Origin of the sequence: Pseudomonas anuradhapurensis, from assembly GCF_014269225.2 — a bacterium.
GTDB classification, from domain to species: Bacteria; Pseudomonadota; Gammaproteobacteria; order Pseudomonadales; family Pseudomonadaceae; genus Aquipseudomonas; species Aquipseudomonas anuradhapurensis.
This window is the reverse complement of the sequence record NZ_CP077097.1, coordinates 1,271,753-1,298,676: the sequence shown is the minus strand read 5'-3', so window position 1 is coordinate 1,298,676 and position 26,924 is coordinate 1,271,753. Positions and strand designations below refer to the sequence as shown.

Sequence of the window (26,924 nt, the reverse complement as noted above, 5' to 3'; positions counted from 1 at the left end):
TCAGCGGGTGATGCCGCGGGCAGAGGTCACGATCGACTGACGGAACAGCTCGACCTCAGGGTGCTGGGCTGCCAGTTCGTGCAGTTCCTTGAGCGCGTCTTCGACGGTCAGGCCCTGGCGATAGACGATCTTGTAGCAACGGCGCAGCACATGGATCACCTCGTCGCTGAAACCGCGCCGGCGCATGCCTTCGAAGTTCATGCTGCGCGCTTCCGCCGGGCTGCCGAACACGGTGACGAAGGCCGGTACATCCTTGCCGATCGCCGTGCCCATGCCCGAAAACGCGTGGGCACCGATATGGCAGTACTGGTGCACCAGGGTGTAGCCGGACAGAATCGCCCAGTCGCCCACGTGCACATGGCCGGCCAGCGCCGTGTTGTTGACCAGGATGCAATGGTTGCCGATGACGCTGTCGTGGCCGATGTGGGCATAGGCCATGATCAGGTTGTGGTCACCCACGGTGGTTTCCGCGCGGTCCTGGATGGTGCCGCGGTGGATGGTCACCCCTTCGCGGATGACGTTGTGGTCACCAATCACCAGGCGCGTCGGCTCACCCTTGTACTTGAGGTCGGGTGTGTCTTCGCCGATCGAGGAAAACTGAAAGATACGGTTGTGCTTGCCGATGCGGGTCGGCCCTTTGAGCACAACATGCGGGCCGATAACGGTGCCCTCCCCGATTTCCACATCGGGGCCAACGATCGACCAGGGGCCGACCTCGACGCCATCGGCCAGCTTGGCCGAGGGATCGATAATGGCCCGAGGATCAATCGAATTCATAGGGAGCGTTCCGCGCAGGTGATCTCGGCCGAGCAAACCGGCTTGCCGTCGACCAGCGCACGGCACTCGAACTTCCAGATCATGCTCTTGCGGCTGAGGAACTTCGCCTCCAGCACAAGCTGGTCACCCGGCAGTACCGGTTGACGGAAACGCAGTTTGTCGGAACCGACGAAGTAGTACAGGGTACCGTCGGCAGGCTTGGCATCCAGCATCTTGAAGCCGAGGATGCCGGCCGCCTGGGCCATGGCTTCGATGATCAGGACGCCCGGCATGATCGGGTGCGCCGGGAAATGGCCATTGAAGAACGGCTCGTTGATGCTGACATTCTTGTAGGCACGAATGCTCTGGGCCTCGTAGTCCAGATCCGTCACGCGGTCCACCAGCAGGAACGGGTAACGGTGAGGCAGGTATTCGCGAATCTCGTTGATGTCCATCATTTCGGGGGGGAAGCCTGTAATAAGAATAGGGAGCGCAGGTGCTGACCACACGCTCCTTTTGCAATCCAAAGAGGAGCCAGCTAGCGACTGTTCACTCTTGCTCAGGGAATGGTATCAGCCTTCTGATGTCGGCTGGCCACCTGAGGTCACGGTATCGACGCGTTTTTCCAGCTGCTGGAGACGCTTGGCCATGTCGTCCAGGTGGCGGATACGCGCGGCGCTCTTGCGCCATTCAGCCAATGGCTGCATGGCAGTGCCGGAAGAATAGGCACCCGGTTCGGTGATTGAACGGGTCACCATGGTCATTCCAGACACGAAAACGTTATCACAGACATCGATATGCCCCACCATGCCGACACCGCCGGCAATGGTGCAATGCTTGCCGATGCGGGTACTGCCGGAAATGCCGACGCAGGCGGCCATGGCCGTATGCTCACCGATCTGCACGTTGTGGGCGATCTGGATCTGGTTGTCGAGCTTGACCCCGTCAGCGATGCGCGTGTCCGACAACGCACCACGGTCGACCGCAGTGTTGACGCCGATTTCCACGTCGTCACCGATGGTCACGCCGCCAATCTGGGCGATCTTGCGCCACACGCCCTTCTCGTTGGCGAAGCCGAAGCCTTCGCCGCCGATCACCGCACCCGACTGGATGACCACGCGCTTGCCGATGGTCACGTCATGGTACAAGGTCACCCGTGGCGCCAGCCATCCACCTTCGCCGATCACGCAACGGGCACCGACCACGCAGTGTGCACCCACGCTGACATTGGCGCCGATGCGCGCGCCGCTCTCGATGACCGCGAACGGCCCGATGCTGGCGCTGGCATCCACCTGCGCGTCCTCAGCTACCACGGCGCTGGGATGAATACCCGCCACAGCCTTGGGTTTGGGGTCGAACAGGTGGGAAATGCGCGCGTAGGCGAGGTACGGATCGGCGACGATCAGGGCATTGCCGGCAAAGCCTTCGGCATCCGCCGCCTTGAGCAGCACCGCGGCCGCCTGGCTGATGTCCAGGTATTTGCGGTACTGCGGGTTGGCGAGGAAGCTCAACTGACCGGGGCCAGCCTCCTGCAAGGTGGCCAGCCCGGTAATCTGCAGCGCCTCGGGCCCCTTGAGGGTAGCGCCGAGGGCCTCGGCCAGCTGGCCTAGCGTCATGGTCACGGTCATATCAACGGGCTTGGTTCATGCGCTCGATGACCTGGCGGGTGATGTCGTACTGAGGTTTGACATCGATGACCGCACCACGCTCGAGGACCAGGTCGTAACCACCTTTCTTGATCACTTCCTCGACAGCGCCATCCAGCTTCGGCTTCAGCTGCTTGAGCATGTCGCGGTCGGCAACGGCCTTGGCTTCGTTCAGTTCCTTGGACTGGAACTGGAAGTCCCGGGCCTTCTGCTTGAATTCGAGCTCCAGGCGCTCACGCTCCTGCTGCTGCATCTTGTCGCCACCTTTGATCAGGCGGTCCTGGATGCCCTTGGCGCTGCTTTCCAGGCTTTTCAGCTTGGTCAGTTGCGGGCCGAACTTCTTCTCGGCATCCACCGCGTATTTCTTGGCGGCGTCCGATTCCAGCAGGGCCATCTGATAGTTCAGGACGGCAACCTTCATTTCGGCGAAAGCCGGGGTGGCGACCAGCGCCGCGGCCACTACGGCCAGTTGAGTCAACTTACGCACGATGCACTCCTGGATAAACCGTTGTCATTAAGCGAGGGCCGACCTCAGAAGGTCTGGCCCAGAGAGAATTGGAACACCTGCGTGTCGGCATCGTCCGGCTTCTTGACCGGCATCGCCAGGCTGAAGCTCAACGGGCCCAGTGCAGTAATCCAGGTCACGCCCAGGCCGACCGAACTGGCCATGCCCGAGAACCCGACCTTCTCGCAATCAGGCTGGTTGCCGCAATTGGTGTCGAACACGTTACCCACGTCCCAGAACACGGAGGTGCGCAGCGAGCGCTGGTCCTTGACGAACGGCAGCGGGAACAGCAGCTCGACACCGCCTTGCACCAGCACGTTACCACCGAACGGCAACGGATCCTGGTCCGGGTCCTTGATGGTGCCAGGCCGCGTACCGTCGCTCGGTGTACTGCGCGGGCCCAGGCTGCTGTCCTTGAAGCCACGCACGGAGTTGAAGCCACCGGCGAAGTAGTTCTCGTAGAACGGCAGGCCCGAGGTGCTGCCATAACCGTCACCGTAGCCCAGCTCGGTGTGCAGGCGCAGGGTGTAGTCGTTGGTGATCGGCTTGAACAGCTGGCCACGGTAGTCGAGCTTGAAGAACGACAGGTCGCTGCCCGGCACGGTGGACTCAAGGGTCAGGCTTTGCGAGTGACCACGGGTCGCCAGCACGCCTTTGTTCAGGGTCGATTCCGACCAGCCGATCGAGGCCTTGAAGTTGAGGAAGCTGTCGCCTTCCTGTTCGAGGAAGTCGAAGATCTCGTCGACGGTGTACTTGCCGGTCTTGATCTTGTCCTGCTGCACGCTCAGGCCATAGGTCAGGCGCGAGGTTTCGCTGATCGGGTAGCCCAGGCTGACGCCGGCACCGTAGCTGTCCACCGCATAGCTGGCCACGTCGACGTCGAGGTCATCGTAGTCGGTGCTGCGGTAGAAGGCGTTGTAGCCCAGGCTCACGCCATCGGCAGTGAAGTAGGGGTCGACGAAGCCGAAGTTGTAGCGGGTCTGGTATTCCGAACGGGTCAGGCCGATCGACACCTTGTTACCGGTACCGAGGAAGTTGCTCTGGCTGATCGAACCACCGAGGATCAGGCCGGCGCTCTGGGCGAAACCGACGCTGGCGGTGATCGAGCCGGAAGCCTGCTCTTCCACGCTGTAGTTGACATCGACCTGGTCATCGGTGCCCGGCACCGGCGGCGTCTCGACGTTGACTTCCTTGAAGAAGCCCAGGCGCTCCAGGCGGGTCTTGGACTGGTCGATCAGGTAGGTCGAGGCCCAGCCACCTTCCATCTGGCGCATTTCGCGGCGCAGCACTTCGTCTTCGGTCTTGGTGTTGCCGCGATAGTTGATGCGGTTGACGTAGGCACGCTTGCCCGGGTCGACCACGAACATGATGTCGACGGTGTGGTCTTCATCGTTCGGCTTCGGCACGCCGTTGACGTTGGCGAAGGTATAGCCCTCGTTACCCAGACGACGGGTAATCAGGTCGGAAGTGGTGGTCATCACCTTGCGCGAGAATACCTGGCCTGGCTGCACCAGCAGCAGCGACTTGACCTGGTCTTCCGGCACCTTCAGGTCACCCGACAGCTTCACGTCGCGGACGGTGTACTTCTCGCCCTCGTTGATGTTGACGGTGATGTAGACGTGCTTCTTGTCCGGCGTGATGGACACCTGGGTGGAGGCGATGTCCATGTTGATGTAGCCACGGTCCAGGTAGTAGGAACGCAGGCGTTCCAGGTCACCGGAGAGTTTTTCGCGGGCATACTTGTCGTCGTTCTTGAAGAACGACAGCCAGTTGGTGGTCTTCAGCTCGAACAGCTGCGCCAGGGTCTCGTCGTCGAACACGTTGTTGCCAACGATGTTGATGTGCTGGATGGCGGCGACGGTGCCTTCGTTGATCTTGATCTTCAGCGCCACACGGTTGCGCGGCTGCGGCACCACCTCGGCGTCGACTTCGGCCGAGTAGCGGCCCTGGGCCACATACTGACGCTGCAGTTCGTTACGCACGCCTTCGAGGGTGGCGCGCTGGAAGATCTCGCCTTCGGCCAGGCCGGATTGCTTCAGGCCCTTCATCAGGTCTTCGGTGCTGATCGCCTTGTTGCCTTCGATCTCGATGCTCGATACCGATGGGCGCTCAACCACGTTGATGATCAGGACATTGCCATCGCGGTTCAGCTGGATGTCCTGGAAGAAGCCGGTCTTGAACAGCGAACGGGTCGATTCCACCAGGCGGCGGTCATCGGCCTGGTCACCGACGTTCAGCGGCAGCGCACCGAACACACTGCCGGCGGAAACCCGCTGCAGGCCGTTGACGCGGATATCGGAGATGGTGAAGGACTCGGCGTGAACTTCAGCGATCATCAGTGCGGACATGACCGCAGTTAGCAGCAGACGTTTCATGAAGTCCTTTTATTCCAACTGGCAATAAACAACCCGCCGCGACAAAACGGCGGGTTCGCAATTGAGCGAAGCTTTATAGTCGACCCAGATCGTTGATCAGGGCGAGCAACATCACCCCTATGACCAAACTGATACCGATCTGGACCCCCCAACCTTGCACCCGATCCGACAGCGGACGACCGCGCGCCCACTCGACCAGGTAAAACAGCAAATGCCCCCCATCCAGAACCGGGATGGGCAGCAGGTTAAGAACCCCCAGGCTTATGCTCAGGTAGGCCAGGAAATTCAGGAAATCCCCCACGCCGGACTGGGCTGAAGCGCCCGCCACTTTAGCAATGGTTATCGGTCCACTCAAGTTTTTTACCGAGAGCTCCCCGAACAGCATTTTCTTCAGCGATTCAAGGGTCAGGACGCTCATGTTCCAGGTCCGCGACAAGCCCTCACCCACCGCGTCCAGCGGGCCGTAGCTGACTTCGCGGAGCATGCTGGCAGGCCACTCGCCAGCTTTTACCCCGGCACCAAGATAGCCGCCAGCAGCCTTGCCCTCGCCCTTGCGCGCCAGGGTCACCGGCAGCTCCAGGGCAGCGCCGTCACGCTCGACACGCACCACGACCTTGGCTTGCGGGCGGGCGCGCACGGCATCGACCACCTGCTGCCACTCGTTCACGGCAATACCGTCGAGGGCCAGCAGCTTGTCACCGGTTTTCAGGCCGGCAGCAGCAGCCGGCCCCTTCGGATCGATTTCGGCCAGCACCGGCACGATCGCCGGGCGCCAGGGCTGCAGGCCGAGGGACTGGATCGGGTCCGGTTCGTCGGCCCCCTTGAGCCAGCTGTCCAGTTTCACCTGCAGCTGGCGCTCGGCAGTGGCGCCCTCGTCGCGTACGCCCACCTGCAGGGTGCCGCTCTCGCCCAGGCGCCGGACCAGCTGCAGGTTGACCGCCGACCAGCCATTGGTCGGCTTGCCATCGATGGAGACGATTTCCTGACCTGCGGTCAGGCCTGCCGATGCTGCCAGGCTGCCCGCTTCGACGGCGCCGATCACCGGACGGACCTGCTGGGTACCCAGCATCGCCAGCACCCAGAAGAACAGGATGGCCAGCAGGAAGTTGGCCACCGGGCCGGCCGCGACGATGGCGATGCGCTGGCGCACGGACTTGCGGTTGAACGCCTGGTCGAGCAGCGCCGGCGGCACCTCGCCCTCGCGTTCGTCGAGCATCTTGACGTAGCCACCCAGCGGAATCGCTGCGACCACGAACTCGGTGCCATGGCGATCATGCCAGCGCAGCAACGGCGTGCCGAAGCCCACCGAGAAGCGCAGCACCTTGACCCCGCAGCGACGTGCCACCCAGAAGTGGCCGAATTCATGGAAGGTGACCAGCACCCCCAAGGCCACGAGGGTGCCGATAATCATGTAGAGCGCTGTCATATCCATCTCCGAATGATGTTCAGCGGGCCGGCGTCATGCCCGGCCCCCTCATGAACCGTGGTGGGCCTGCATCAGCGAGCGTGGCGCCTCAGCCATTCACGGGAAAGCTCCCGGGCACGCTGGTCGGCGGCGAACACCGCGTCCAGCGACGGCAGCGGCACGACGGGCTCCTGATCGAGCACCTGTTCGATCATACGCGCGATCTCCGGGAAGCGGATACGCCGTTGGAGAAATGCCTCGACCGCGACTTCGTTGGCGGCATTGAGCACGGCTGGCGCGCTGTTGCCGGCCTCGGCAGCCTGCCGCGCCAGGCGCAGGCAAGGGAAGCGCTGTTCGTCGGGCGCCTGGAAATCCAGACGGGCGATGGCGAACAGGTCCAGCGGGGCCACCCCGGAGTCGATCCGCTCGGGCCAGGCCAGGGCATTGGCAATCGGCGTGCGCATGTCCGGGTTACCCAGCTGCGCCAGTACCGAGCCGTCCACGTAGTCCACCAGGGAGTGGATCACGCTTTGCGGATGCACCACCACCTCGACCTTGGCCGGCGCCGCATCGAACAGCCAGCAGGCCTCGATCAGCTCCAGGCCCTTGTTCATCATGCTGGCGGAATCCACCGAAATCTTGCGCCCCATGGACCAGTTGGGGTGCGCGCAGGCCTGCTCCGGGGTGACATCCAGCAGCGCCTCGACGGGCGTTTCGCGGAACGGGCCACCCGAGGCGGTCAGCAGGATCCGGCGCACGCCGACGGCATTCAGGCCACGCGCATAGTCACCCGGCATGCACTGGAAGATCGCGTTGTGCTCGCTGTCGATCGGCAGCAGCACAGCGCCACTGCGGCGCACCGCGTCCATGAACAGCGCGCCGGACATCACCAGCGCCTCCTTGTTGGCCAGCAGCACCTTCTTGCCCGCCTCGACCGCGGCCAGGGTGGGACGCAAGCCGGCAGCACCGACGATGGCCGCCATCACGGCGTCGACTTCCGCCGCGCAAGCCACCTGGCACAGCCCGGCCTCGCCTTCCAGCACCTCGGTGGCGCAACCCGCCGCAGCCAGGCCTTCGCGCAGACGCACGGCCGCCTCGGCCACCGGCACCACGGCAAACGCCGGGCGATGGCGCAAACACAAGGCCAGCAACTCGTCGATACGCGAATAGCCGCTCAGGGCGAACACCTGATAGCGGTCGGGATGGCGCGCGATGACATCCAGCGTGCTCAGGCCGATGGAGCCAGTGGCGCCGAGCACGGTAATGCGCTGCGGACGGCTCACATCACACCCCATTCCGCAGCCCACAACAGCACGGCGAAAATCGGGATGGCAGCCGTCAGGCTGTCGATGCGGTCCAGCACCCCGCCATGGCCGGGCAGCAGGTTGCTGCTGTCCTTGATGCCGGAACGGCGCTTGAACATGCTTTCGGTCAGGTCACCGACCACCGACGACATGACCACCAGCGCGGCACCCAGCAGGCCCAGCAGGATCTGCCCGACGCTCCAGTCGCGGCTGATGCCGACCACCGCCGTGATCGCCAGACTGACCGCCAGGCCGCCATACACGCCTTCCCAGCTCTTGCCCGGGCTGACCTGCGGGGCCAGCTTGCGCTTGCCAAAGGCACGACCGGAGAAATACGCACCAATATCGGCGGCCCATACCAGCACCATGACCGACAGGATCAGCCAGTTACCCAGCGACCAGTGCTTGAGCAGCACCAGGCCCTGCCAGGCCGGCAGCAGCACCAGCAGGCCGATCAGCAGCCGGCAGGCGGCACTGGCCCACAGCTCGCTGCTGCGCGGGTAGGTCAGCACCAGCCAGGTGGCCAGCCCCCACCAGATCACCGCAGCGCCGAGCACCCAGGGCGCCAGCTCGGGGAGGATATACAGCAGCATCAGCGCCCCGGCGACCACCACGGCATAGGCGATGCGCAGCGGCTGGGCCATCAGCCCGGCCAGGCGTGCCCACTCCCAGGCGCCGAGGGTTACCACAAAGCCGATGAACAGGGCGAAATCCCCGCCATTGAGCAGGAAGAAGCCACCCAGCGCGATCGGCAGCAGGATCAGCGCGGTAATGATGCGTTGTTTAAGCATTAAGCACGAGCTCCAGCCTCGACCTGCTCGCTGGTCTTACCGAAGCGGCGCTGGCGCGAAGCGAAATCGGCCAGGGCGTTGCGCATGGCCTCGTGTTTGAAGTCCGGCCAGTACAGGTCGGAGAAATACAACTCGGCGTAGGCCAGCTGCCACAGCAGGAAGTTGCTGATGCGGTGCTCACCACCAGTGCGGATGCACAGGTCCGGCAGCGGCAGCTCGCCGGTTGCCAGGCACGCCTGCAGCAGGCCCGGGGTGATGTCCTCCGGGCGCAGGTGCCCGGCTTGCACTTCCCGCGCCAGCCGCTGGGCGGCCTGGGCGATGTCCCACTGGCCACCATAATTGGCCGCGATCTGCAGGATGAAACGGTTGTTGCCGGCGGTCAGTGCCTCGGCCTCGCGCATGGCAGCCTGCAGCTCCGGGTGGAAACGCGAACGGTCACCGATGATACGCAGGCTGATGTTGTTCTCGTTCAACCGCCTGGCCTCGCGACGCAGGGCCGAGAAGAACAGCTCCATCAGCGCACCGACCTCTTCGGCGGGGCGCTGCCAATTCTCGCTGGAGAACGCGAACAGGGTCAGCACCTCGACCCCGGATTCGGCACACACTTCGATGACCGCGCGAACGGCGTCGACACCCGCCTTGTGCCCGGCAACGCCGGGCAGCAGGCGTTTTTTCGCCCAGCGGTTGTTGCCATCCATGATGATCGCGACATGACGCGGCACCGTGGACGGCACCGCTGGCTTGGTCTTTTCCATTAAAAAACCCCGGCCTTAGACGGCCATCAGGTCCTTTTCCTTGGCTTTGAAGGCAGCATCGACTTCGGCAACGAACTTGTCGGTCAGCTTCTGGATCTCGTCAGCGGCGCGACGCTCTTCGTCTTCGCTGATTTCCTTGTCCTTGGTCAGCTTTTTCAGGTCGGCCAGGGCATCGCGGCGCACGTTGCGCACAGCGACCTTGGCATCCTCGGCAACGCCGCTGGCCTGCTTGGTGTAGCCCTTGCGGGTTTCCTCGGTCAGGGCCGGCATCGGCACACGAATGGTGGTACCGGCGCTGGACGGGTTCAGGCCCAGGTCGGAGGTGAGGATGGCCTTCTCGATGGCAGCGCTGAGGTTCTTGTCGTGGGCGACGATCTTCAGGGTGCGGGCATCTTCGACGGTGATCGCGGCCACCTGGTTCAGCGGCATCTCGCTGCCCCAGGCCGGGACCTTGACGCTATCCAGGATGCTTGGGTGAGCGCGACCGGTGCGGATTGCCGCCAGGTTGCGACCCAGGGCCTCGAGGGACTTGGTCATGCGCTCCTGCGCGTCTTTCTTGATGTCGTTGATCATGCTTGGCCTTCCTCGATCAGAGTACCTTCAGCGCCACCCACCACGATGTTCAGCAGGGCGCCAGGCTTGTTCATGTTGAATACCCGCAATGGCATCTTGTGGTCACGGCACAGGCAGATTGCGGTCAGGTCCATTACACCCAGCTTGCGATCCAGCACCTCGTCGTAGGTCAGGTGATCGAATTTCTCGGCGTGCGGGTCCTTGAATGGATCGGCAGTGTACACACCATCGACCTTGGTCGCCTTCAGCACCACGTCGGCATCGATTTCGATGGCGCGCAGGCAGGCCGCGGAGTCGGTGGTGAAGAACGGGTTGCCGGTACCGGCGGAGAAAATTACCACATCCCCGGAGTTGAGGTGGCGAATAGCTTTGCGACGATCGTAATGATCGGTGACACCGACCATGGAAATGGCCGACATGACCAGGGCCGGGATGTTCGAGCGCTCCAGCGCGTCGCGCATGGCCAGGCCGTTCATCACGGTGGCCAGCATGCCCATGTGGTCACCGGTGACACGGTCCATGCCGGCTGCGCTGAGCGCGGCACCGCGGAACAGGTTGCCACCGCCGATCACCAGGCCGACCTGGACACCGATGCCTACCAGCTGGCCAACTTCGAGGGCCATGCGATCCAGCACCTTCGGGTCGATCCCGAAGTCTTCCGAGCCCATCAGGGCCTCGCCGCTAAGTTTGAGCAAAATGCGTTTATAGCGAGGTTGGCGACCACTCACCTGCTGAGCCATTGCGAGTCTCTCCTGCGGCGTACTTTTAGAAAATTCGTGCGGGCTGTTTTCAGCCTGCTAACTGTAGCGTGGCACCGCTTCGGTGCCAGCGAAGAGGGAGTCGGATAAACCCCTCTCCGTTTTGACAAAGAGGCTGCGCGCGTGAGCGGGCAGCCTCTTTGGGGCGACAGACGGGGCTGTCTTACTGCTTGGCAGCAGCAACCTGAGCGGCAACTTCTTCAGCGAAGTTGTCGACTGGCTTCTCGATGCCTTCGCCGACCTTGAAGTAGGTGAAGGAAACGATTTCAGCACCGGCTTTCTTGGCCAGATCGCCAACCTTGACTTCCGGGTTCATGACGAAGGCCTGCTCGACCAGCGAGGCTTCGGCCAGGAACTTCGAGATACGACCTTTGATCATGTTCTCGACGATGTTTTCCGGCTTGCCGGCGATCTTGTCAGCGTTCAGCTGCAGGAATACGCCCTTCTCGCGCTCGATGGCTTCGGCCGAAACTTCCGACGGCAGCAGGAACTCAGGGTTCGAAGCGGCAACGTGCATGGCGATGTTCTTGGCCAGCTCGACGTCGCCGCCTTTCAGGACAACGGCAGCGCCGATCTTGTTGCCGTGCAGGTAGGCACCGACCACGTCACCTTCAACGCGCACCAGGCGACGGATGTTGACGTTTTCGCCGCACTTGGCGACCAGCGCTTCACGCGCAGCTTCACGCGAAGCGATCAGCGGAGCGGCGTCGGTCAGCTTCTGGGCGAAGGCTTCTTCGAGGCTGTCGGCTACGAAAGCCTTGAAGTCGTCTTGCAGGGCCAGGAAGTCGGTCTGCGAGTTCACTTCCAGCAGGACGGCGGATTTACCGTCGGTCTTGACGGCGATAGCGCCTTCAGCAGCGACGTTGCCAGCCTTCTTGGCGGCCTTGATGGCGCCCGAGGCACGCATGTCGTCAATGGCTTTCTCGATGTCGCCGCCGGCCTTTTCCAGGGCCTTCTTGCAATCCATCATGCCTTCGCCGGTACGCTCGCGCAGTTCTTTGACCAGCGCTGCAGTAATTGCTGCCATTTCAAAATCCTCTTGGAAAGTTTTTCAACCATTCCACCCGTTGCTCACGGGCGTTCAATTCTGCAAATCCACTGTGTCTATCTCAGCAGGGCCCATGATGCGGGGCCGATGCTGACAGCAGGATTTCAAGGTGGCAAAAAGGGGGCAGAGCCCCCTTTTTGCGTGCCAAGTCGACGCTAGCGTCTAATTACTCAGCAGCAGGTGCAGCCGCTTCTTCAGCGTAAACTTCGGTGCCGCCGGCAACGTTGTTGCGGCCACGGATGACTGCGTCAGCCATCGAAGTCATGTACAGCTCGATAGCGCGGATGGCGTCATCGTTACCTGGGATGATGTAGTCAACACCTTCCGGGCTGCTGTTGGTATCGACAACGCCGATAACCGGGATGCCCAGTTTGTTGGCTTCGGTGATCGCGATGCGCTCGTGATCAACGTCGATAACGAACAGAGCGTCAGGCAGACCGCCCATGTCCTTGATACCGCCCAGACTGCGATCCAGTTTTTCCAGGTCGCGGGAGCGCATCAGGGCTTCTTTCTTGGTCAGCTTGGCGAAAGTGCCGTCTTCGGCCTGGGTTTCCAGGTCGCGCAGACGCTTGATCGAAGCGCGGATGGTCTTGTAGTTGGTCAGCATGCCGCCCAACCAACGGTGGTCAACGTATGGCGAACCGCAACGAGCAGCTTGCTCGGCGACGATCTTGCCAGCGGAACGCTTGGTGCCGACGAACAGGATCTTGTTCTTGCCCTGGGCCAGGCGCTCTACGAACGCCAGGGCGTCGTTGAACATCGGCAGGGTTTTTTCCAGGTTGACGATGTGGATCTTGTTGCGCGCGCCGAAAATGTACTTGCCCATTTTCGGGTTCCAGTAACGGGTCTGGTGGCCGAAGTGCACACCGGCCTTCAGCATATCGCGCATGTTGACTTGGGACATGATAGTTCCTTGATAAGTCGGGTTGGGCCTCCACGTATCCCAATGACCAACCCGCGAATTCTGCAACTCGGGGCACCCAGGTCATCGTGTCGACACGTGTGTGGGTTAAGTACTGACGGGGTCGTCCCCGAAAGCGGCGCATTTTATACCACAGACAGCGGCCGAACGGAACCCGGATACTGTTGCGTCCGTCAGCGGCTTTTGCAGCCCCCCGCCAAACAGGCCAGAATGGCCCCATGGAGAGATGGCAGCGTCCACCAGGGTAACGCAGTTCCTCTGGGCGCTGGGTTGCCGGCGATGGGCTGCACGGAAGCCCAATTCTCCGATGTTATCCCGACCGATCGGCGCCCTGCTCTGCTAGAATCCGGCCTTTCCCGTTTGTTCGCGCCGCATGCGGCGCTGTAGAGAGCCTGTAATGACCGTCACCATCAAGACCGCAGAAGACATCGAGAAGATGCGCATCGCCGGCCGCCTGGCCGCCGAAGTGCTGGAAATGATCGAAGAACACGTCAAGCCCGGTGTCACCACCGAAGAGCTGGACCGCCTGTGCCACGACTACATCGTCAACGTCCAGCAGGCCATCCCGGCGCCGCTCAACTACAAGGGCTACCCGAAGTCGATCTGCACCTCGATCAACCATGTGGTCTGCCACGGCATCCCCAACGACAAGCCGCTCAAGGACGGTGACACGCTGAACATCGACGTCACCGTGATCAAGGACGGCTACCACGGCGACACCAGCCGCATGTTCCATGTCGGCACCGTGCCGGTATGGGCCGAGCGCCTGTCCAAGGTCACCCAGGAGTGCATGTACAAGGCCATCGAGCTGGTCAAGCCGGGCTGCCGCCTGGGCGACATCGGTGAAGTGATCCAGAAGCACGCGGAAAAGAACGGTTTCTCGGTGGTACGCGAGTTCTGCGGGCACGGTATCGGCAAGGTGTTCCACGAAGAGCCGCAGATCCTGCACTACGGCCGCGCCGGCACCGGCATGGAGCTGAAGGAAGGCATGACCTTCACCATCGAGCCGATGATCAACCAGGGCAAGGCCGACACCAAGGTGCTGGGCGACGGCTGGACCGCCATCACCAAGGACCGCAAGCTCTCGGCCCAGTGGGAACATACCCTGCTGGTGACCGCGACCGGCTACGAGATCTTCACCCTGCGCAAGGACGACACCATCCCGCGCACCTCGGCCTGAGCGTACTCAGCCAACGGCCACCCCTCGACAGGAACCTGACGCGATGCCCCAGGTGGATCCCGAGCTGTTCGACCGCGGCCAGTTCCAGGCGGAACTGGCCCTCAAGGCGAGCCCCATCGCCGCCTTCAAGAAGGCCATCCGCCAGGCCGGCGAGGTGCTCGACAGGCGTTTTCGCAGCGGCGGCGAAATCCGCCCGCTGATCGAGGCCCGCGCCTGGCTCGTCGACAATATCCTGCAACAGGCATGGAACCAGTTCGACTGGGGCGACCACAGCGGCATCGCCCTGGTCGCGGTCGGCGGCTACGGGCGCGGCGAGCTGCACCCGCATTCGGACATCGACCTGCTGATCCTGCTGGGCGCCGCCGAACACGAGCAATACCGCGACGCCATCGAACGCTTTCTCACCCTGCTGTGGGACATCGGCCTGGAAGTGGGCCAGAGCGTGCGCACCGTCGACGAGTGTGCCGAGCAGGCCCGCGCCGACCTGACGGTCATCACCAACCTGATGGAAAGCCGCACCATCGCCGGCCCCGAGGCCCTGCGCCAGCGCATGCTGGAGGTCACCGACACCACGCACATGTGGCCGAGCAAGGACTTCTTCCTGGCCAAGCGCGCCGAGCTCAAGGCCCGCCACCACAAGTACAACGACACCGAATACAACCTCGAACCCAACGTGAAAGGTTCGCCCGGTGGCCTGCGCGACATCCAGACCGTGCTCTGGGTGGCCCGCCGCCAGTACGGCACCCTCAACCTGCATGCGCTGGCCGGCGAAGGCTTTTTGCTGGAAAGCGAGAACGAGCTGCTGGCCTCTTCCCAGGACTTCCTGTGGAAGGTGCGCTACGCCTTGCACATGCTGGCCGGGCGCGCCGAGGACCGCCTGCTGTTCGACCACCAGCGCAGCATCGCCGCACTGCTGGGCTACAGCGACGACAACCCCAAGCGGGCGATCGAGCAGTTCATGCAGCAGTACTACCGGGTGGTGATGAGCATCAGCCAGTTGTGCGACCTGATCATCCAGCACTTTGAAGAAGTGATCCTCGCCGATGACGACAGCGGCACCACCCAGCCGCTGAATGCACGCTTCCGCCTGCATGATGGCTATATAGAAGCCACCCGGCCGAACGTGTTCAAGCGCACCCCGTTCGCCATGCTGGAAATCTTCGTGCTGATGGCCCAGCACCCCGAGATCAAGGGCGTGCGCGCCGATACCGTGCGCCTGCTGCGCGAACACCGGCACCTGATCGACGACACCTTCCGCACCGATATCCGCAACACCAGCCTGTTCATCGAGCTGTTCAAGTGCGAAATCGGCATCCACCGCAACCTGCGGCGGATGAACCGCTATGGCATCCTCGGCCGCTACCTACCGGAATTCGGCCTGATCGTCGGGCAGATGCAACACGACCTGTTCCACATCTACACGGTCGACGCGCACACCCTCAACCTCATCAAGCACCTGCGCAAGCTGCAGTACACGCCGGTGTCCGAGAAATTCCCGCTGGCCAGCAAGCTCATGGGCCGCCTGCCCAAGCCCGAGCTGATCTACCTGGCCGGCCTGTACCACGACATCGGCAAGGGCCGCCAGGGCGACCATTCCGAGCTGGGCGCGGTGGATGCGCAGAAGTTCTGCGAACGTCACCAGTTGCCAGCCTGGGACAGCCGCCTGATCGTCTGGCTGGTACAGAACCACCTGGTAATGTCGACCACCGCCCAGCGCAAGGACCTGTCCGACCCGCAGGTGATCAACGACTTTGCCCTGCACGTGGGCGATGAAACACGCCTGGACTACCTCTATGTGCTGACCGTGGCCGACATCAACGCCACCAACCCCAGCCTGTGGAACTCGTGGCGTGCCAGCCTGCTGCGCCAGCTGTACACCGAGACCAAGCGCGCGCTGCGCCGCGGCCTGGAAAACCCGCTGGACCGCGAGGAGCAGATCCGCCAGACCCAGTCCGCAGCGCTGGACATTCTGGTGCGCGAGGGCACCGACCCGGACGACGTCGAGCAATTGTGGGCACAGCTGGGCGATGACTACTTCCTCAAGCACACCGCCGCCGACGTGGCCTGGCACAGCGACGCGATCCTGCAGCAGCCGGCCGACGGCGGGCCACTGGTGCTGATCAAGGAAACCACCCAGCGCGAATTCGAAGGCGGCACGCAGATCTTCATCTACGCCCCCGACCAGCACGATTTCTTTGCCGTGACGGTGGCCGCCATGTCGCAGCTGAACCTGAACATCCACGACGCACGGATCATCACCTCGAGCAGCCAGTTCACCCTCGACACCTACATCGTGCTGGACAACGATGGCGGCTCGATCGGCGACAACCCGCAGCGGGTCAAGCAGATTCGCGACGGCCTGACCGAAGCGCTGCGCAACCCCGAGGACTACCCGACCATCATCCAGCGCCGGGTGCCACGCCAGCTCAAGCACTTCGACTTCCCGCCGCAGGTGACCATCCTCAACGATGCCCAGCGGCCAGTGACCATCCTCGAGATCACCGCGCCCGACCGCCCAGGCCTGCTGGCCCGGCTCGGGCGGATCTTCCTGGAATTCGACCTGTCGCTGCAGAATGCCAAGATCGCCACCCTTGGCGAGCGGGTGGAGGACGTGTTCTTCATCACCGACGCCGACAACCAGCCGCTGTCCGACCCACAGCTGTGCAGCCGCCTGCAGGAGGCCATCGTCCAGCAGCTGCAGGCCGGCCAGGCCAGCGATACCAGCCCGACCCGCGTGACTTTTTAACGACTAGACGATTGACGAGACCTTGCGCCGATGAACCATGCCCTGACCCAGCTTCAGCCCTACCCGTTCGAGAAACTCCGCGCCCTGCTGGGCAGCGTGAAGCCGGCGGCGGACAAACGCGCCATCGCCCTGTCGATCGGTGAGCCGAAGCACGAATCGCCGGCGTTCGTCGCCCAGGCCATGGCCGACAACCTCGACAAGCTGGCGGTCTACCCCAGCACCATCGGCCTGCCCGCCTTGCGCCAGGCGATCGGCCACTGGTGCGAGCGTCGCTTCGGCGTGCCGGCCGGCTGGCTGGACGCCGAGCGCCACATCCTGCCGGTCAACGGCACCCGCGAGGCGTTGTTCGCCTTCACCCAGGCCGTGGTCAACCGCGCCGATGACGGCCTGGTGGTCAGCCCCAACCCGTTCTACCAGATCTACGAAGGTGCAGCACTGCTGGCTGGTGCCACCCCGCACTACCTGCCGTGCCTGGAGAGCAACGGTTTCAACCCCGATTTCGACGCCGTGCCGGCCGAGGTGTGGCAGCGTTGCCAGATCCTGTTCCTGTGCTCGCCGGGCAACCCCACCGGCGCGCTGGTGCCGATGGCCACCCTGAAGAAGCTGATTGCCCTGGCCGACCAGCACGACTTCGTGATCGCCGCCGACGAGTGCTACAGCGAGCTGTATTTCGACGAAGACGCCCCGCCACCCGGCCTGCTGACTGCCTGCGCGGAACTCGGCCGCAGCGATTTCAAGCGCTGCGTGGTGTTCCACAGCCTGTCCAAGCGCTCCAACCTGCCGGGCCTGCGTTCGGGCTTCGTCGCCGGGGATGCCGAGATCATCAAGCCGTTCCTGCTGTACCGCACCTACCATGGCTGCGCCATGCCGGTACAAACCCAGCTGGCCAGCATTGCCGCCTGGCAGGACGAGGCGCATGTGCGCGAGAACCGCGACCAGTACCGCGCCAAGTACGATGCCGTGCTGGATATCCTGCAGCCGGTGCTGGACGTGCAGCGCCCGGATGGCAGCTTCTACCTGTGGGCCAAGGTACCGGGTGGCGATGCCGAATTCACCCGTGACCTGTTCGAGGCGCAGCATGTAACGGTGGTGCCGGGGTCGTACCTGTCGCGCGAAGTGGATGGGGTGAACCCGGGCGCCGGGCGCGTGCGCATGGCGCTGGTCGCGCCGCTGGCCGAGTGCATCGAGGCGGCGGAGCGGATTCGCGAGTTCCTGCAGAACCGCTGATTCGACAGGGCCCGTACAGTTCTTGAGTGTTGTGCAGTAGCGGTGGGAGCGGGTTTACCCGCGAACACCGGCACAGCCGGTGCCATTCACCGCGTCGCCTGATTCGCGGGTAAACCCGCTCCCACAGGGCCGCAAAGCGGCCCCTGCGGTCTACTTGACCGATCCCAGGTTCGCCTCGCTCAAGTCCAGCTCGCCCAGCACCTGGCGCACCACCTCGTCACCCACCAGGTGCTGACGATGCAGGTTGTACAGCTCCAGCCGCTGCGCCCGCAGCGCGCGCAGGCGCAGACGTCGCTCCAGCAGGTCCATCTGTTGCGCCAGGGCCTTGGCTTCGGCGCTGTCGTTGTAGCTGTCCAGCTCATCCCGGTATTCCGCCATCAGGCGCGCCTTGAGTTCGGTCGCCAAGGTCGCCTGGGCGGCATCCTGCGGCGCGGTACTGTCGATCACCTCCTCTGCCTCCAGGGCGTGGATCGCCGCCTCGGCAGTACGCCGCCAGGCCTCCTGCACTTCCTGGTGCAAGCGCTCGTCCGGGCTCTTGGTCACCCCGCGCAGCAGCAGCGGCAGGCTGATACAGGCGGTGATCAGCGACAGCAGGATCACCCCGGCCGCGATGAAGATCAGCAGGTCACGCTCGGGGAACGCCTTGCCCGCTTCTATCAGCAGCGGGATCGACATCACACCGGCCAGGGTGACCGCACCGCGTACGCCGCCCAAGGTCAACAGCCAGCAGGAGCGCGCCGTGGGCATCAGTACCAGCGCTGGCTTGCCGCGCCAGCGCCGGACCACGCCGATCGAGCGCCAGATGCTCTGCACCCAGATGAAGCGCAGCAGGATCAACGCGGCGAAGATGGCCACCACATCCAGGCAACGCCAGGCCAGGGTCGGCCATACGGTGGCCTCATGGCTGACCACGGCCTTGATGATGTCGGGCAATTGCAGGCCCAGCAGGAGGAAGATCAGGCCATTGAACGCAAACTCCAGCAACGACCAGACACTGCGGTTGAGCAGGCGCGTACTGGTCTGCCGGGGCAGCAGGTCGAGCCAGCTCTGCATCATGCCGGCCGCCACCGCCGAGAGGATGCCCGACACGCCGAGGCGCTCGGCCAGCACGTAGGCGGCGAACGGCAGCAGCAACATGAACACCACGTGGGTGGCCGGGTCGTCCCAGCCGCGGGCGATCATCCACGCCCGCAGGCGGCCGATCAGCCAGCTCAGGGCGACACCCACGGCAAGGCCGCCGAGGGCGACCAGGACGAAGCTGAAGCTGGCATCGGTCAACGAGAACACCCCGGTGATCGCTGCCGCCAGGGCGAACTTGAAGGTCACCAGGCCGGACGCATCGTTCATCAGGGCCTCGCCTTGCAGCATGTGCATCAGCGGGGTGGGCAGGCGGTCCTGGGCAATGGCCGACACTGCCACGGCGTCGGTCGGCGACAAGACTGCCGCCAGGGCGAAAGCCACTGGCAACGGAATGCCAGGCAGCAACCAGTGGATGAAATAGCCGGCCCCGACCACAGTGAACAACACCAGCCCCACGGCCAGTGCCACCACCGGCCCGCGGATGCGCCACAGCTCGCGCTTGGGAATGCGCCAACCGTCGGCGAACAGCAAAGGTGGCAGGAACAGGAACAGGAACAGTTCGGGGTCCAGGGCCACATGCAGGCCCAGCGTCGGCCAGGCCAGCAAGGCACCAGCGGCAATCTGCACCAGCGGCAGGGGCAGCGGAATCATGCGACCGACCAGCTTCGACACGCTGACCAGCGTCAGCAGGATGAGGACGGTATAGGCGGACTGCATCCGGGAAGGCTTCCTTTGTGAATCAAGATCGACAGCAGGGCGAGAGAGCGCCATTGAAACAACATGTTAGCGGGGTAACGGGAAACGAGACCGCTGCACGATAGTCGCAGGTGAGGGATGAATATGTAACATGATGAGACGTGGGGCGCATGCGCTACAGCCCCAAGGCATGTTCCCCCGTGGCGCTCAAAGGATGGTTCCCGCATAATCCCGCGACTGATATTCGAAAATGGAGAGATTGGGGCAGCCTGTGGCCTCAATGTACACAATGACCTACACGCTCTACGGCATCAAAGCCTGCGACACCATGAAAAAAGCGCGTACCTGGCTCGACGAAAAAGCCATCGCCTACGAATTTCACGATTACAAGACCCAAGGCATCGACCGTGACAGCCTGAACCGCTGGTGCAACGAACACGGCTGGGAAATCATCCTCAACCGTGCCGGCACCACGTTCCGCAAGCTGGACGACGCCAGCAAGGCCGACCTCGACCAGGCCAAGGCCGTCGAATTGATGCTGGCCCAGCCGTCAATGATCAAGCGCCCGGTGCTCGACCTTGGCACGCGCACCCTGGTCGGCTTCAAGCCAGACCTTTACGCCACTGCCCTGGCCTGAGCCCCTACCCTATTTCGCACGAGGTAATCACATGTCCAATACCCTGTTCAGCCTGGCCTTCGGTGTCGGCTCCCAGAACCGCCAGGGCGCCTGGCTGGAAGTATTCTACGCACAACCACTGCTCAACCCGAGCGCAGAGCTGGTTGCAGCGGTAGCGCCGATCCTCGGCTACCAAGGCGGCAATCAGGCCATCGCCTTCAGCACTGCCCAGGCTGCACAACTGGCCGAAGCCGTGAAAGGCGTCGACGCCGCCCAGGCAGCCCTGCTGACCCGCCTGGCCGAAAGCCACAAGCCACTGGTCGCCACCCTGCTGGCCGAAGACGCCGCACTGAGCTCGACCCCAGAGGCCTACCTCAAGCTGCACCTGCTGTCGCACCGCCTGGTCAAGCCGCACGGTGTGAGCCTGGCCGGCATCTTCCCGCTGCTGCCGAACGTTGCCTGGACCAACCAGGGCGCAGTCGACCTGGCCGAACTGGCCGAGCTGCAACTGGAAGCGCGCCTGAAGGGCGAGCTGCTGGAAGTGTTCTCGGTGGACAAGTTCCCGAAAATGACCGACTACGTGGTCCCGGCCGGCGTACGCATCGCCGACACCGCCCGTGTCCGCCTGGGCGCCTACATCGGCGAAGGCACCACCATCATGCACGAAGGCTTCGTCAACTTTAACGCCGGCACCGAAGGCCCAGGCATGATCGAAGGCCGCGTTTCGGCTGGCGTATTCGTCGGCAAGGGCTCGGACCTGGGCGGCGGCTGCTCGACCATGGGCACCCTGTCCGGTGGCGGCAACATCGTCATCAAGGTTGGCGAAGGCTGCCTGATCGGCGCCAACGCCGGTATCGGTATTCCGCTGGGCGACCGCAACACCGTCGAGGCCGGCCTGTACATCACCGCCGGTACCAAGGTGAACCTGCTGGACGAGAACAACCAGCTGGTGAAAGTGGTCAAGGCCCGCGACCTGGCCGGCCAGACCGACCTGCTGTTCCGCCGCAACTCGCTGAACGGTGCAGTGGAGTGCAAGACCCACAAGTCGGCCATCGAGCTGAACGAGGCGCTGCACGCGCACAACTGAGAACCCTGCAGCAGCGGATTCTCAGCGCTTGAAATGTTAAGATCGGGTCTGGCACCTCGCCAGACCCGATTTTCCTTCCAGGCCCCGCGACCATGTTCCAGCCCTCCCCCTGGCGTGCCGATTTCCCCGCGATCGCCGCCCTGCAACGGCAGCACCAGACCTACCTGGACAGCGCCGCCACCACCCAGAAGCCGCAAGCCCTGCTCGATGCCCTGAGCCATTACTACGGCCATGGCGCAGCCAACGTGCACCGAGCCCAGCATTTGCCCGGCGCACTCGCGACCCAGGCTTTCGAAACCAGTCGCGACAAGGTCGCCGCCTGGCTCAATGCGGCAGATTCGCGGCAGATCGTGTTCACCCACGGTGCCACGTCGGCGCTGAACCTGCTGGCGTATGGCCTGGAACAGCGCTTCGAGGCCGGTGATGAAATTGCCGTCAGCGCCCTGGAGCACCACGCCAACCTGCTGCCCTGGCAACAACTGGCGCAGCGGCGCAACCTGCGCCTGGTAGTGCTGCCGCTGGATGGCCAGGGCCGCATCGACCTCGAGCAGGCACTGCAACTGATCGGGCCACGTACCCGGGTACTGGCGGTGAGCCAGCTGTCCAACGTGCTGGGTACCTGGCAGCCGCTACCGGCACTGCTGGCGCATGCCCGCGCGCAAGGCGCGCTGACCGTGGTCGACGGTGCCCAGGGCGTGGTGCATGGCCGCCACGATGTGCAGCAACTGGGTTGCGACTTCTATGTGTTCTCCAGCCACAAGCTGTACGGCCCGGAAGGCGTCGGCGTGCTGTACGGCCGCAGCCAGGCACTGGAGCGGTTGCGCCACTGGCAGTTCGGCGGCGAGATGGTGCAACTGGCCGAGTACCATAGCGCCAGCTTCCGCCCTGCGCCGCTGGGCTTCGAGGCCGGTACCCCGCCGATTGCCGGCGTGATCGGCCTGGGCGCGACCCTGGACTACCTGGCCAGCCTCGATGCCCAGGCGGTCGAACGCCATGAAACCAGTCTGCACCAGCACTTGCTGCGTGGCCTGGCAGACCGCGATGGTGTGCGCATCCTTGGCGCACCACAGGCAGCCCTGGCCAGTTTCGTCATTGAAGGCGTGCACAACGCTGATATCGCCCACCTGCTGACCGAGCAAGGTATTGCCGTGCGTGCCGGGCACCACTGTGCCATGCCGCTGCTCAAGGGGTTGGGGCTGGAGGGGGCCATTCGCGTGTCGCTGGGGCTGTACAACGACAGCGATGACTTGCAGCGTTTCTTCGACGCGCTGGACCAGGGCCTGGAGCTGTTGCGATGAACCTGCCAGCAGAGGCCTGCCAGGCGCTGGAGGCGTTTGAGCAAAGCAAGGGCTGGGAACAGCGTGCGCGCCTGCTGATGCAGTGGGGCGACCGCCTGGAGCCCTTGGCTGAGGCTGAAAAGACCGAGGCCAACCGGGTGCATGGCTGTGAAAGCCTGGTGTGGCTGGTAGCCGAGCAAGTCGAAGGCGCGTGGCAGTTCAAGGCCACCAGCGACGCCCGCTTGTTGCGCGGGCTGCTGGCGTTGCTGCTGGTGCGGGTGCAGGGGTTGCCCAGTGGAGAGCTGGCCGAGCTTGATCTGCGTGAGTGGTTTACCCAGCTGGGCCTGGAGCGCCAGCTGTCACCGTCGCGCAGCAATGGCCTGCATGCAGTGTTGCAGCGGATGGCGGAGCTAGCCTCGGCTGCCTGAACCCAAGGCCTGTAGGAGCGGCCTTGCGTCGCGATGGGGCGCGCAGCGGCCCCGGCCATATTCACTGCGAAGCTGCAAGTTCGCGGCGAAGTTGCAATCAGCGGTGAAGCTGCAGGTTCGCGGCGAAGCTGCAATCGTGGGGCCGCTGCGCGCCCCATCGCGACGCAAGGGCGCTCCTACAGGGGCCAAGCAAAGCGGAAGGGTTTTACTCAGGCTTGGCGCGCTCCGACGGCCGTCGTGCACCGGCCACCAGTTTCTCTACCGCTTTGCTTGCTGCCACCATGCCGAAGGTCGCGGTCACCATCATCACCGCGCCGAAGCCACCCGAGCAGTCCAGGCGCACACCTTCACCGACAAAACTCTTCTGCAGGCACACGCTGCCATCCCCCTTGGGATAGCGCAGCTGCTCGCTGGAAAACACGCACGGCACGCCATAATTGCGGCTGACATTGCGCGAGAAGTTGTAGTCGCGGCGCAGGGTGGAACGCACCCGCGAAGCCAGCGGGTCGTTGAAGGTCTTGTTCAGGTCGGCGATCTGGATCTGCGTCGGGTCGATCTGCCCGCCGGCGCCACCGGTGGTGACAATGGCGATCTTGCGCCGGCGGCACCAGGCAATCAGCGCGGCCTTGGCCATGACGCTGTCGATGCAGTCGATCACACAGTCGAGGTTTTCGCTGATGTACTCGGCCATGCTGTCACGGGTGACGAAGTCGGCTACCGCATGCACCCTGCAGGCCGGGTTGATCGCCCGCAGGCGCTCGGCCATGACCTCGACCTTGGGCCGCCCCACCTGCCCTTCCAGGGCATGGGCCTGGCGGTTGGTGTTGCTGACGCAGACGTCGTCGAGGTCGAACAGGGTGATCTCGCCCACACCACTGCGGGCCAACGCTTCGGCCGCCCACGAGCCTACCCCGCCAATACCGACCACGGCCACATGGGCCTGGCCCAGGCGCTGCAACCCCTGGTCGCCATACAACCGGGCAACGCCCGCGAAGCGTGGATCTTCTGTGCTCATGCTCATACCCCAAAAAACCGGCGCGCATTATATGCCAGTGGGCCCATCGCCTGCATCGTTAGGAAAGAGCCTACCAACCCTGCTTTAATGTCGTATCACTTCGACACAAATGGACGACAATGTCTTCACGTAAATTCGGCCTGAACCTGGTCGTGGTCCTGGCCATCGCCGCGTTGTTCACCGGGTTCTGGGCGCTGATCAATCGCCCGGTTTCCGCCCCTGCCTGGCCCGAGCAGATCTCCGGTTTCTCGTATTCGCCGTTCCGCCTGGGGGAAAGCCCGCAAAAGGGCCAGTACCCCACTGACGACGAGATGCGCCAGGACCTGGAGCAGTTGAGCAAACTGACCGACAGCATCCGTATCTACACCGTGGAAGGCACCCAGGCCGATATCCCGCGGCTGGCCGAGGAGTTCGGCCTGCGGGTCACACTGGGCATCTGGATCAGCCCGGACCTGGAGCGCAACGAGCGTGAGATCGCCACCGCCATCCAGTTGGCCAACACCTCGCGCAGCGTCGTCCGGGTAGTGGTCGGCAACGAGGCGCTGTTCCGCGAGGAGGTCACCCCGGAAAACCTGATCAAGTACCTGGACCGGGTACGTGCAGCGGTCAAGGTACCGGTGACCACCAGTGAGCAGTGGCACATCTGGAAAGAAAACCCGCAGCTGGCCAAGCACGTCGACCTGATCGCCGCGCACATCCTGCCGTACTGGGAGTTCGTGCCGATGAAGGATTCGGTCGCATTCGTCCTCGACCGCGCCCGCGAACTGAAACACCAGTTCCCGCGCAAGCCGCTGCTGCTGTCGGAAGTCGGCTGGCCGAGCAACGGCCGCATGCGCGGGGGTGCCGATGCCACTCAGGCCGACCAGGCCATCTACCTGCGCACCCTGGTCAATACCCTCAATCGCCGTGGGTACAACTACTTCGTCATCGAAGCCTATGACCAGCCCTGGAAAGCCAGTGACGAAGGTTCGGTGGGCGCCTACTGGGGGGTGTACAACGCCGAGCGCCAGCAGAAGTTCAACTTCGACGGCCCGGTGGTGGCGATCCCGCAATGGCGTGCCCTGGCAGTGGCCTCGGTGGTCCTGGCCCTGATTGCGCTGACCGTGCTGTTCATCGACGGCTCTGCCCTGCGCCAGCGCGGCCGCACCTTCCTGACCTTCATCACGTTCCTGTGCGGCTCGGTCCTGGTGTGGATCGCCTACGACTACAGCCAGCAATACAGCACCTGGTTCAGCCTGACCGTGGGCGTGCTGCTGGCCCTTGGCGCGCTGGGGGTATTCATCGTCCTGCTCACCGAGGCCCACGAACTGGCCGAGGCGGTATGGATACACAAGCGCCGCCGCGAATTCCTGCCGGTGCAGGCCGACAGCGCCTACCGGCCCAAGGTGTCGGTGCATGTGCCGTGCTACAACGAGCCGCCAGAGATGGTGAAGCAGACCCTCGACGCCCTGGCCGCACTGGACTACCCCGACTACGAAGTGCTGGTGATCGACAACAACACCAAGGACCCGGCCGTTTGGGAGCCGCTCAAGGCCCACTGCGAGAAGCTCGGCGAGCGCTTCAGGTTCTTCCACGTCGCGCCATTGGCCGGCTTCAAGGGCGGCGCACTGAACTACCTGATCCCGCACACCGCCAAGGACGCCGAAGTGATTGCGGTGATCGACTCGGACTACTGCGTCGACCGCAACTGGCTCAAGCACATGGTGCCGCACTTCGCCGACCCGAAAATCGCCGTGGTGCAGTCGCCGCAGGATTATCGCGACCAGCACGAAAGCGCCTTCAAGAAGCTCTGCTACAGCGAGTACAAGGGCTTCTTCCACATCGGCATGGTCACCCGCAACGACCGTGACGCGATCATCCAGCACGGCACCATGACCATGACCCGGCGCAGCGTGCTGGAAGAGTTGGGCTGGGCCGAGTGGTGCATCTGCGAGGACGCCGAGCTGGGCCTGCGCGTGTTCGAAAAGGGCCTGTCGGCGGCCTACGCCCACAACAGCTACGGCAAGGGCCTGATGCCCGACACCTTCATCGACTTCAAGAAGCAGCGTTTCCGCTGGGCCTATGGCGCCATCCAGATCATCAAGCACCACGCCAGCGCGCTGTTGCGCGGCAAGGGCAGCGAGCTGACCCGTGGCCAGCGCTACCACTTCCTGGCCGGCTGGCTGCCCTGGATCGCCGATGGCATGAACATCTTCTTCACCGTCGGCGCGCTGCTGTGGTCGGCGGCGATGATCATCGTGCCACACCGGGTCGACCCGCCGCTGATGATCTTCGCCATCCCGCCGCTGGCGCTGTTCTTCTTCAAGGTCGGCAAGATCATTTTCCTCTACCGGCGCGCAGTGGGGGTGAACTTGAAGGACGCCTTTGCCGCGGCACTGGCCGGGCTGGCATTGTCGCATACCATCGCCAAGGCCGTGCTGTACGGTTTCTTCACCAGCAGCATGCCGTTCTTCCGCACGCCGAAGAACGCCGACAGCCATGGCTTGCTGGTGGCGATTTCCGAGGCCCGGGAAGAATTGTTCATCATGTTGCTGCTGTGGGGTGCGGCACTGGGCATCTATCTGGTGCAGGGGCTGCCGAGTTCGGACATGCGCTTCTGGGTGGCGATGTTGCTGGTGCAATCGTTGCCTTATGTGGCAGCGCTGGTGATGGCGTTTCTGTCGTCGTTGCCCAAACCTGGGGAAAAGGCCGCCGAGGCGCAACAGGCTTGAGCTCTTTGGGGGCGCTTTGCGCC

23 protein-coding genes are annotated in these 26,924 nt (G+C 63.7%); 8 read left to right on the top strand and 15 right to left on the bottom strand.

Going from position 1 to position 26,924, the window contains the following annotated elements; genetic code table 11:
- The 13 genes from lpxA to rpsB all read right to left on the bottom strand — a co-directional run bounded on the left by lpxA (position 1) and on the right by rpsB (position 12,820).
- Positions 1 to 777 (bottom strand): acyl-ACP--UDP-N-acetylglucosamine O-acyltransferase, encoded by a 777-nt coding sequence (gene lpxA / locus HU763_RS05890; protein WP_170028654.1) that lies wholly within the window; start codon positions 775 to 777, stop codon positions 1 to 3.
- Positions 774 to 1,214 carry a 3-hydroxyacyl-ACP dehydratase FabZ gene (gene fabZ, locus HU763_RS05885; protein WP_028634990.1) on the bottom strand — a complete coding sequence of 147 codons (441 nt, stop codon included), beginning with the start codon at positions 1,212 to 1,214 and terminating at the stop codon, positions 774 to 776. Before fabZ ends, lpxA begins: the two co-directional genes overlap by 4 nt.
- A gap of 114 nt (positions 1,215 to 1,328) precedes the next feature.
- Positions 1,329 to 2,384 carry a UDP-3-O-(3-hydroxymyristoyl)glucosamine N-acyltransferase gene (lpxD, locus tag HU763_RS05880; RefSeq protein ID WP_186689830.1) on the bottom strand — a complete coding sequence of 352 codons (1,056 nt, stop codon included), beginning with the start codon at positions 2,382 to 2,384 and terminating at the stop codon, positions 1,329 to 1,331.
- A 1-nt stretch (position 2,385) separates the two neighbouring features.
- Positions 2,386 to 2,889: an OmpH/Skp family outer membrane protein gene (locus HU763_RS05875; RefSeq protein ID WP_015269197.1), complete on the bottom strand. Its 504-nt coding sequence runs from the start codon at positions 2,887 to 2,889 to the stop codon at positions 2,386 to 2,388.
- Positions 2,890 to 2,933: 44 nt separating this feature from the next.
- On the bottom strand, positions 2,934 to 5,282 hold the full coding sequence (gene bamA, locus HU763_RS05870) for an outer membrane protein assembly factor BamA (RefSeq protein WP_186689831.1): 2,349 nt from the start codon (positions 5,280 to 5,282) through the stop codon (positions 2,934 to 2,936).
- Between the two features lie 73 nt (positions 5,283 to 5,355).
- Positions 5,356 to 6,708, bottom strand: a complete 1,353-nt coding sequence (gene rseP / locus HU763_RS05865) for an RIP metalloprotease RseP (protein ID WP_186689832.1) — start codon at positions 6,706 to 6,708, stop codon at positions 5,356 to 5,358.
- A gap of 71 nt (positions 6,709 to 6,779) precedes the next feature.
- Positions 6,780 to 7,970, bottom strand: a complete 1,191-nt coding sequence (ispC, locus tag HU763_RS05860) for a 1-deoxy-D-xylulose-5-phosphate reductoisomerase (RefSeq protein ID WP_170028650.1) — start codon at positions 7,968 to 7,970, stop codon at positions 6,780 to 6,782.
- A complete protein-coding gene (locus HU763_RS05855; protein ID WP_170028649.1) occupies positions 7,967 to 8,782 on the bottom strand; it encodes a phosphatidate cytidylyltransferase in 816 nt (271 codons plus the stop codon). The genes ispC and HU763_RS05855 overlap by 4 nt, the downstream gene beginning before the upstream one ends.
- On the bottom strand, positions 8,782 to 9,537 hold the full coding sequence (uppS, locus tag HU763_RS05850; protein ID WP_170028648.1) for a polyprenyl diphosphate synthase: 756 nt from the start codon (positions 9,535 to 9,537) through the stop codon (positions 8,782 to 8,784). The genes HU763_RS05855 and uppS overlap by 1 nt, the downstream gene beginning before the upstream one ends.
- Before the next feature lie 15 nt (positions 9,538 to 9,552).
- Positions 9,553 to 10,110: a ribosome recycling factor gene (frr, locus tag HU763_RS05845; protein WP_170028647.1), complete on the bottom strand. Its 558-nt coding sequence runs from the start codon at positions 10,108 to 10,110 to the stop codon at positions 9,553 to 9,555.
- Positions 10,107 to 10,850: a UMP kinase gene (pyrH, locus tag HU763_RS05840; RefSeq protein WP_003252294.1), complete on the bottom strand. Its 744-nt coding sequence runs from the start codon at positions 10,848 to 10,850 to the stop codon at positions 10,107 to 10,109. Before pyrH ends, frr begins: the two co-directional genes overlap by 4 nt.
- A gap of 181 nt (positions 10,851 to 11,031) precedes the next feature.
- The gene (gene tsf / locus HU763_RS05835) at positions 11,032 to 11,895 is read right to left on the bottom strand and encodes a translation elongation factor Ts (protein WP_170028646.1); all 864 of its coding nucleotides are present in this window, start codon (positions 11,893 to 11,895) and stop codon (positions 11,032 to 11,034) included.
- A 187-nt stretch (positions 11,896 to 12,082) separates the two neighbouring features.
- Positions 12,083 to 12,820: a 30S ribosomal protein S2 gene (gene rpsB / locus HU763_RS05830; protein ID WP_046616139.1), complete on the bottom strand. Its 738-nt coding sequence runs from the start codon at positions 12,818 to 12,820 to the stop codon at positions 12,083 to 12,085.
- A 415-nt stretch (positions 12,821 to 13,235) separates the two neighbouring features.
- Here rpsB and map point away from each other — a divergent pair, with 415 nt between their 5' ends.
- From map to dapC, 3 genes are read left to right on the top strand one after another with little or no spacing between them, the layout of a single operon-like run.
- Complete coding sequence (gene map, locus HU763_RS05825) at positions 13,236 to 14,018, top strand: type I methionyl aminopeptidase (protein WP_170028645.1); 783 nt, start codon at positions 13,236 to 13,238, stop codon at positions 14,016 to 14,018.
- A gap of 43 nt (positions 14,019 to 14,061) precedes the next feature.
- The gene (locus HU763_RS05820) at positions 14,062 to 16,764 is read left to right on the top strand and encodes a [protein-PII] uridylyltransferase (RefSeq protein ID WP_170028644.1); all 2,703 of its coding nucleotides are present in this window, start codon (positions 14,062 to 14,064) and stop codon (positions 16,762 to 16,764) included.
- 30 nt (positions 16,765 to 16,794) lie between these two features.
- A complete protein-coding gene (dapC, locus tag HU763_RS05815) occupies positions 16,795 to 17,991 on the top strand; it encodes a succinyldiaminopimelate transaminase (RefSeq protein ID WP_186689833.1) in 1,197 nt (398 codons plus the stop codon).
- 150 nt (positions 17,992 to 18,141) lie between these two features.
- On the opposite strand, the gene HU763_RS05810 is transcribed toward dapC, so the two are convergent.
- On the bottom strand, positions 18,142 to 19,788 hold the full coding sequence (locus HU763_RS05810; RefSeq protein ID WP_186689834.1) for a Na+/H+ antiporter: 1,647 nt from the start codon (positions 19,786 to 19,788) through the stop codon (positions 18,142 to 18,144).
- 268 nt (positions 19,789 to 20,056) lie between these two features.
- On the opposite strand from HU763_RS05810, the gene HU763_RS05805 reads away from it, so the two are divergent.
- The 4 genes from HU763_RS05805 (at position 20,057) to HU763_RS05790 (ending at position 23,175) form a co-directional block, all read left to right on the top strand.
- Positions 20,057 to 20,404, top strand: coding sequence for an ArsC family reductase (locus tag HU763_RS05805; RefSeq protein WP_170028639.1), 348 nt, complete (start codon positions 20,057 to 20,059; stop codon positions 20,402 to 20,404).
- A gap of 31 nt (positions 20,405 to 20,435) precedes the next feature.
- Positions 20,436 to 21,470, top strand: a complete 1,035-nt coding sequence (gene dapD, locus HU763_RS05800) for a 2,3,4,5-tetrahydropyridine-2,6-dicarboxylate N-succinyltransferase (protein ID WP_186689835.1) — start codon at positions 20,436 to 20,438, stop codon at positions 21,468 to 21,470.
- Between the two features lie 92 nt (positions 21,471 to 21,562).
- Positions 21,563 to 22,768 (top strand): cysteine desulfurase, encoded by a 1,206-nt coding sequence (locus HU763_RS05795; RefSeq protein WP_186689837.1) that lies wholly within the window; start codon positions 21,563 to 21,565, stop codon positions 22,766 to 22,768.
- Positions 22,765 to 23,175, top strand: a complete 411-nt coding sequence (locus HU763_RS05790; protein ID WP_186689838.1) for a SufE family protein — start codon at positions 22,765 to 22,767, stop codon at positions 23,173 to 23,175. The genes HU763_RS05795 and HU763_RS05790 overlap by 4 nt, the downstream gene beginning before the upstream one ends.
- Positions 23,176 to 23,380: 205 nt before the next feature.
- Here HU763_RS05790 and tcdA read toward each other — a convergent pair whose 3' ends face one another.
- Positions 23,381 to 24,190, bottom strand: a complete 810-nt coding sequence (tcdA, locus tag HU763_RS05785; protein ID WP_186689840.1) for a tRNA cyclic N6-threonylcarbamoyladenosine(37) synthase TcdA — start codon at positions 24,188 to 24,190, stop codon at positions 23,381 to 23,383.
- Positions 24,191 to 24,309: 119 nt separating this feature from the next.
- Here tcdA and HU763_RS05780 point away from each other — a divergent pair, with 119 nt between their 5' ends.
- Positions 24,310 to 26,901 (top strand): glycosyltransferase, encoded by a 2,592-nt coding sequence (locus HU763_RS05780; RefSeq protein ID WP_186689842.1) that lies wholly within the window; start codon positions 24,310 to 24,312, stop codon positions 26,899 to 26,901.
- Positions 26,902 to 26,924 lie beyond the last annotated feature (23 nt).

What these genes read in the sequence shown, in the direction of transcription:
- lpxA (WP_170028654.1), bottom strand. Translation starts at nt 777, where the DNA reads ATGAATTCGATTGATCCTCGGGCCATTATCGATCCCTCGGCCAAGCTG.
- fabZ (WP_028634990.1), bottom strand. Translation starts at nt 1,214, where the DNA reads ATGATGGACATCAACGAGATTCGCGAATACCTGCCTCACCGTTACCCG.
- lpxD (WP_186689830.1), bottom strand. Translation starts at nt 2,384, where the DNA reads ATGACCGTGACCATGACGCTAGGCCAGCTGGCCGAGGCCCTCGGCGCT.
- bamA (WP_186689831.1), bottom strand. Translation starts at nt 5,282, where the DNA reads ATGAAACGTCTGCTGCTAACTGCGGTCATGTCCGCACTGATGATCGCT.
- rseP (WP_186689832.1), bottom strand. Translation starts at nt 6,708, where the DNA reads ATGACAGCGCTCTACATGATTATCGGCACCCTCGTGGCCTTGGGGGTG.
- HU763_RS05855 (WP_170028649.1), bottom strand. Translation starts at nt 8,782, where the DNA reads ATGCTTAAACAACGCATCATTACCGCGCTGATCCTGCTGCCGATCGCG.
- uppS (WP_170028648.1), bottom strand. Translation starts at nt 9,537, where the DNA reads ATGGAAAAGACCAAGCCAGCGGTGCCGTCCACGGTGCCGCGTCATGTC.
- frr (WP_170028647.1), bottom strand. Translation starts at nt 10,110, where the DNA reads ATGATCAACGACATCAAGAAAGACGCGCAGGAGCGCATGACCAAGTCC.
- pyrH (WP_003252294.1), bottom strand. Translation starts at nt 10,850, where the DNA reads ATGGCTCAGCAGGTGAGTGGTCGCCAACCTCGCTATAAACGCATTTTG.
- tsf (WP_170028646.1), bottom strand. Translation starts at nt 11,895, where the DNA reads ATGGCAGCAATTACTGCAGCGCTGGTCAAAGAACTGCGCGAGCGTACC.
- rpsB (WP_046616139.1), bottom strand. Translation starts at nt 12,820, where the DNA reads ATGTCCCAAGTCAACATGCGCGATATGCTGAAGGCCGGTGTGCACTTC.
- map (WP_170028645.1), top strand. Translation starts at nt 13,236, where the DNA reads ATGACCGTCACCATCAAGACCGCAGAAGACATCGAGAAGATGCGCATC.
- HU763_RS05820 (WP_170028644.1), top strand. Translation starts at nt 14,062, where the DNA reads ATGCCCCAGGTGGATCCCGAGCTGTTCGACCGCGGCCAGTTCCAGGCG.
- dapC (WP_186689833.1), top strand. Translation starts at nt 16,795, where the DNA reads ATGAACCATGCCCTGACCCAGCTTCAGCCCTACCCGTTCGAGAAACTC.
- HU763_RS05810 (WP_186689834.1), bottom strand. Translation starts at nt 19,788, where the DNA reads ATGCAGTCCGCCTATACCGTCCTCATCCTGCTGACGCTGGTCAGCGTG.
- HU763_RS05805 (WP_170028639.1), top strand. Translation starts at nt 20,057, where the DNA reads ATGACCTACACGCTCTACGGCATCAAAGCCTGCGACACCATGAAAAAA.
- dapD (WP_186689835.1), top strand. Translation starts at nt 20,436, where the DNA reads ATGTCCAATACCCTGTTCAGCCTGGCCTTCGGTGTCGGCTCCCAGAAC.
- HU763_RS05795 (WP_186689837.1), top strand. Translation starts at nt 21,563, where the DNA reads ATGTTCCAGCCCTCCCCCTGGCGTGCCGATTTCCCCGCGATCGCCGCC.
- HU763_RS05790 (WP_186689838.1), top strand. Translation starts at nt 22,765, where the DNA reads ATGAACCTGCCAGCAGAGGCCTGCCAGGCGCTGGAGGCGTTTGAGCAA.
- tcdA (WP_186689840.1), bottom strand. Translation starts at nt 24,190, where the DNA reads ATGAGCACAGAAGATCCACGCTTCGCGGGCGTTGCCCGGTTGTATGGC.
- HU763_RS05780 (WP_186689842.1), top strand. Translation starts at nt 24,310, where the DNA reads ATGTCTTCACGTAAATTCGGCCTGAACCTGGTCGTGGTCCTGGCCATC.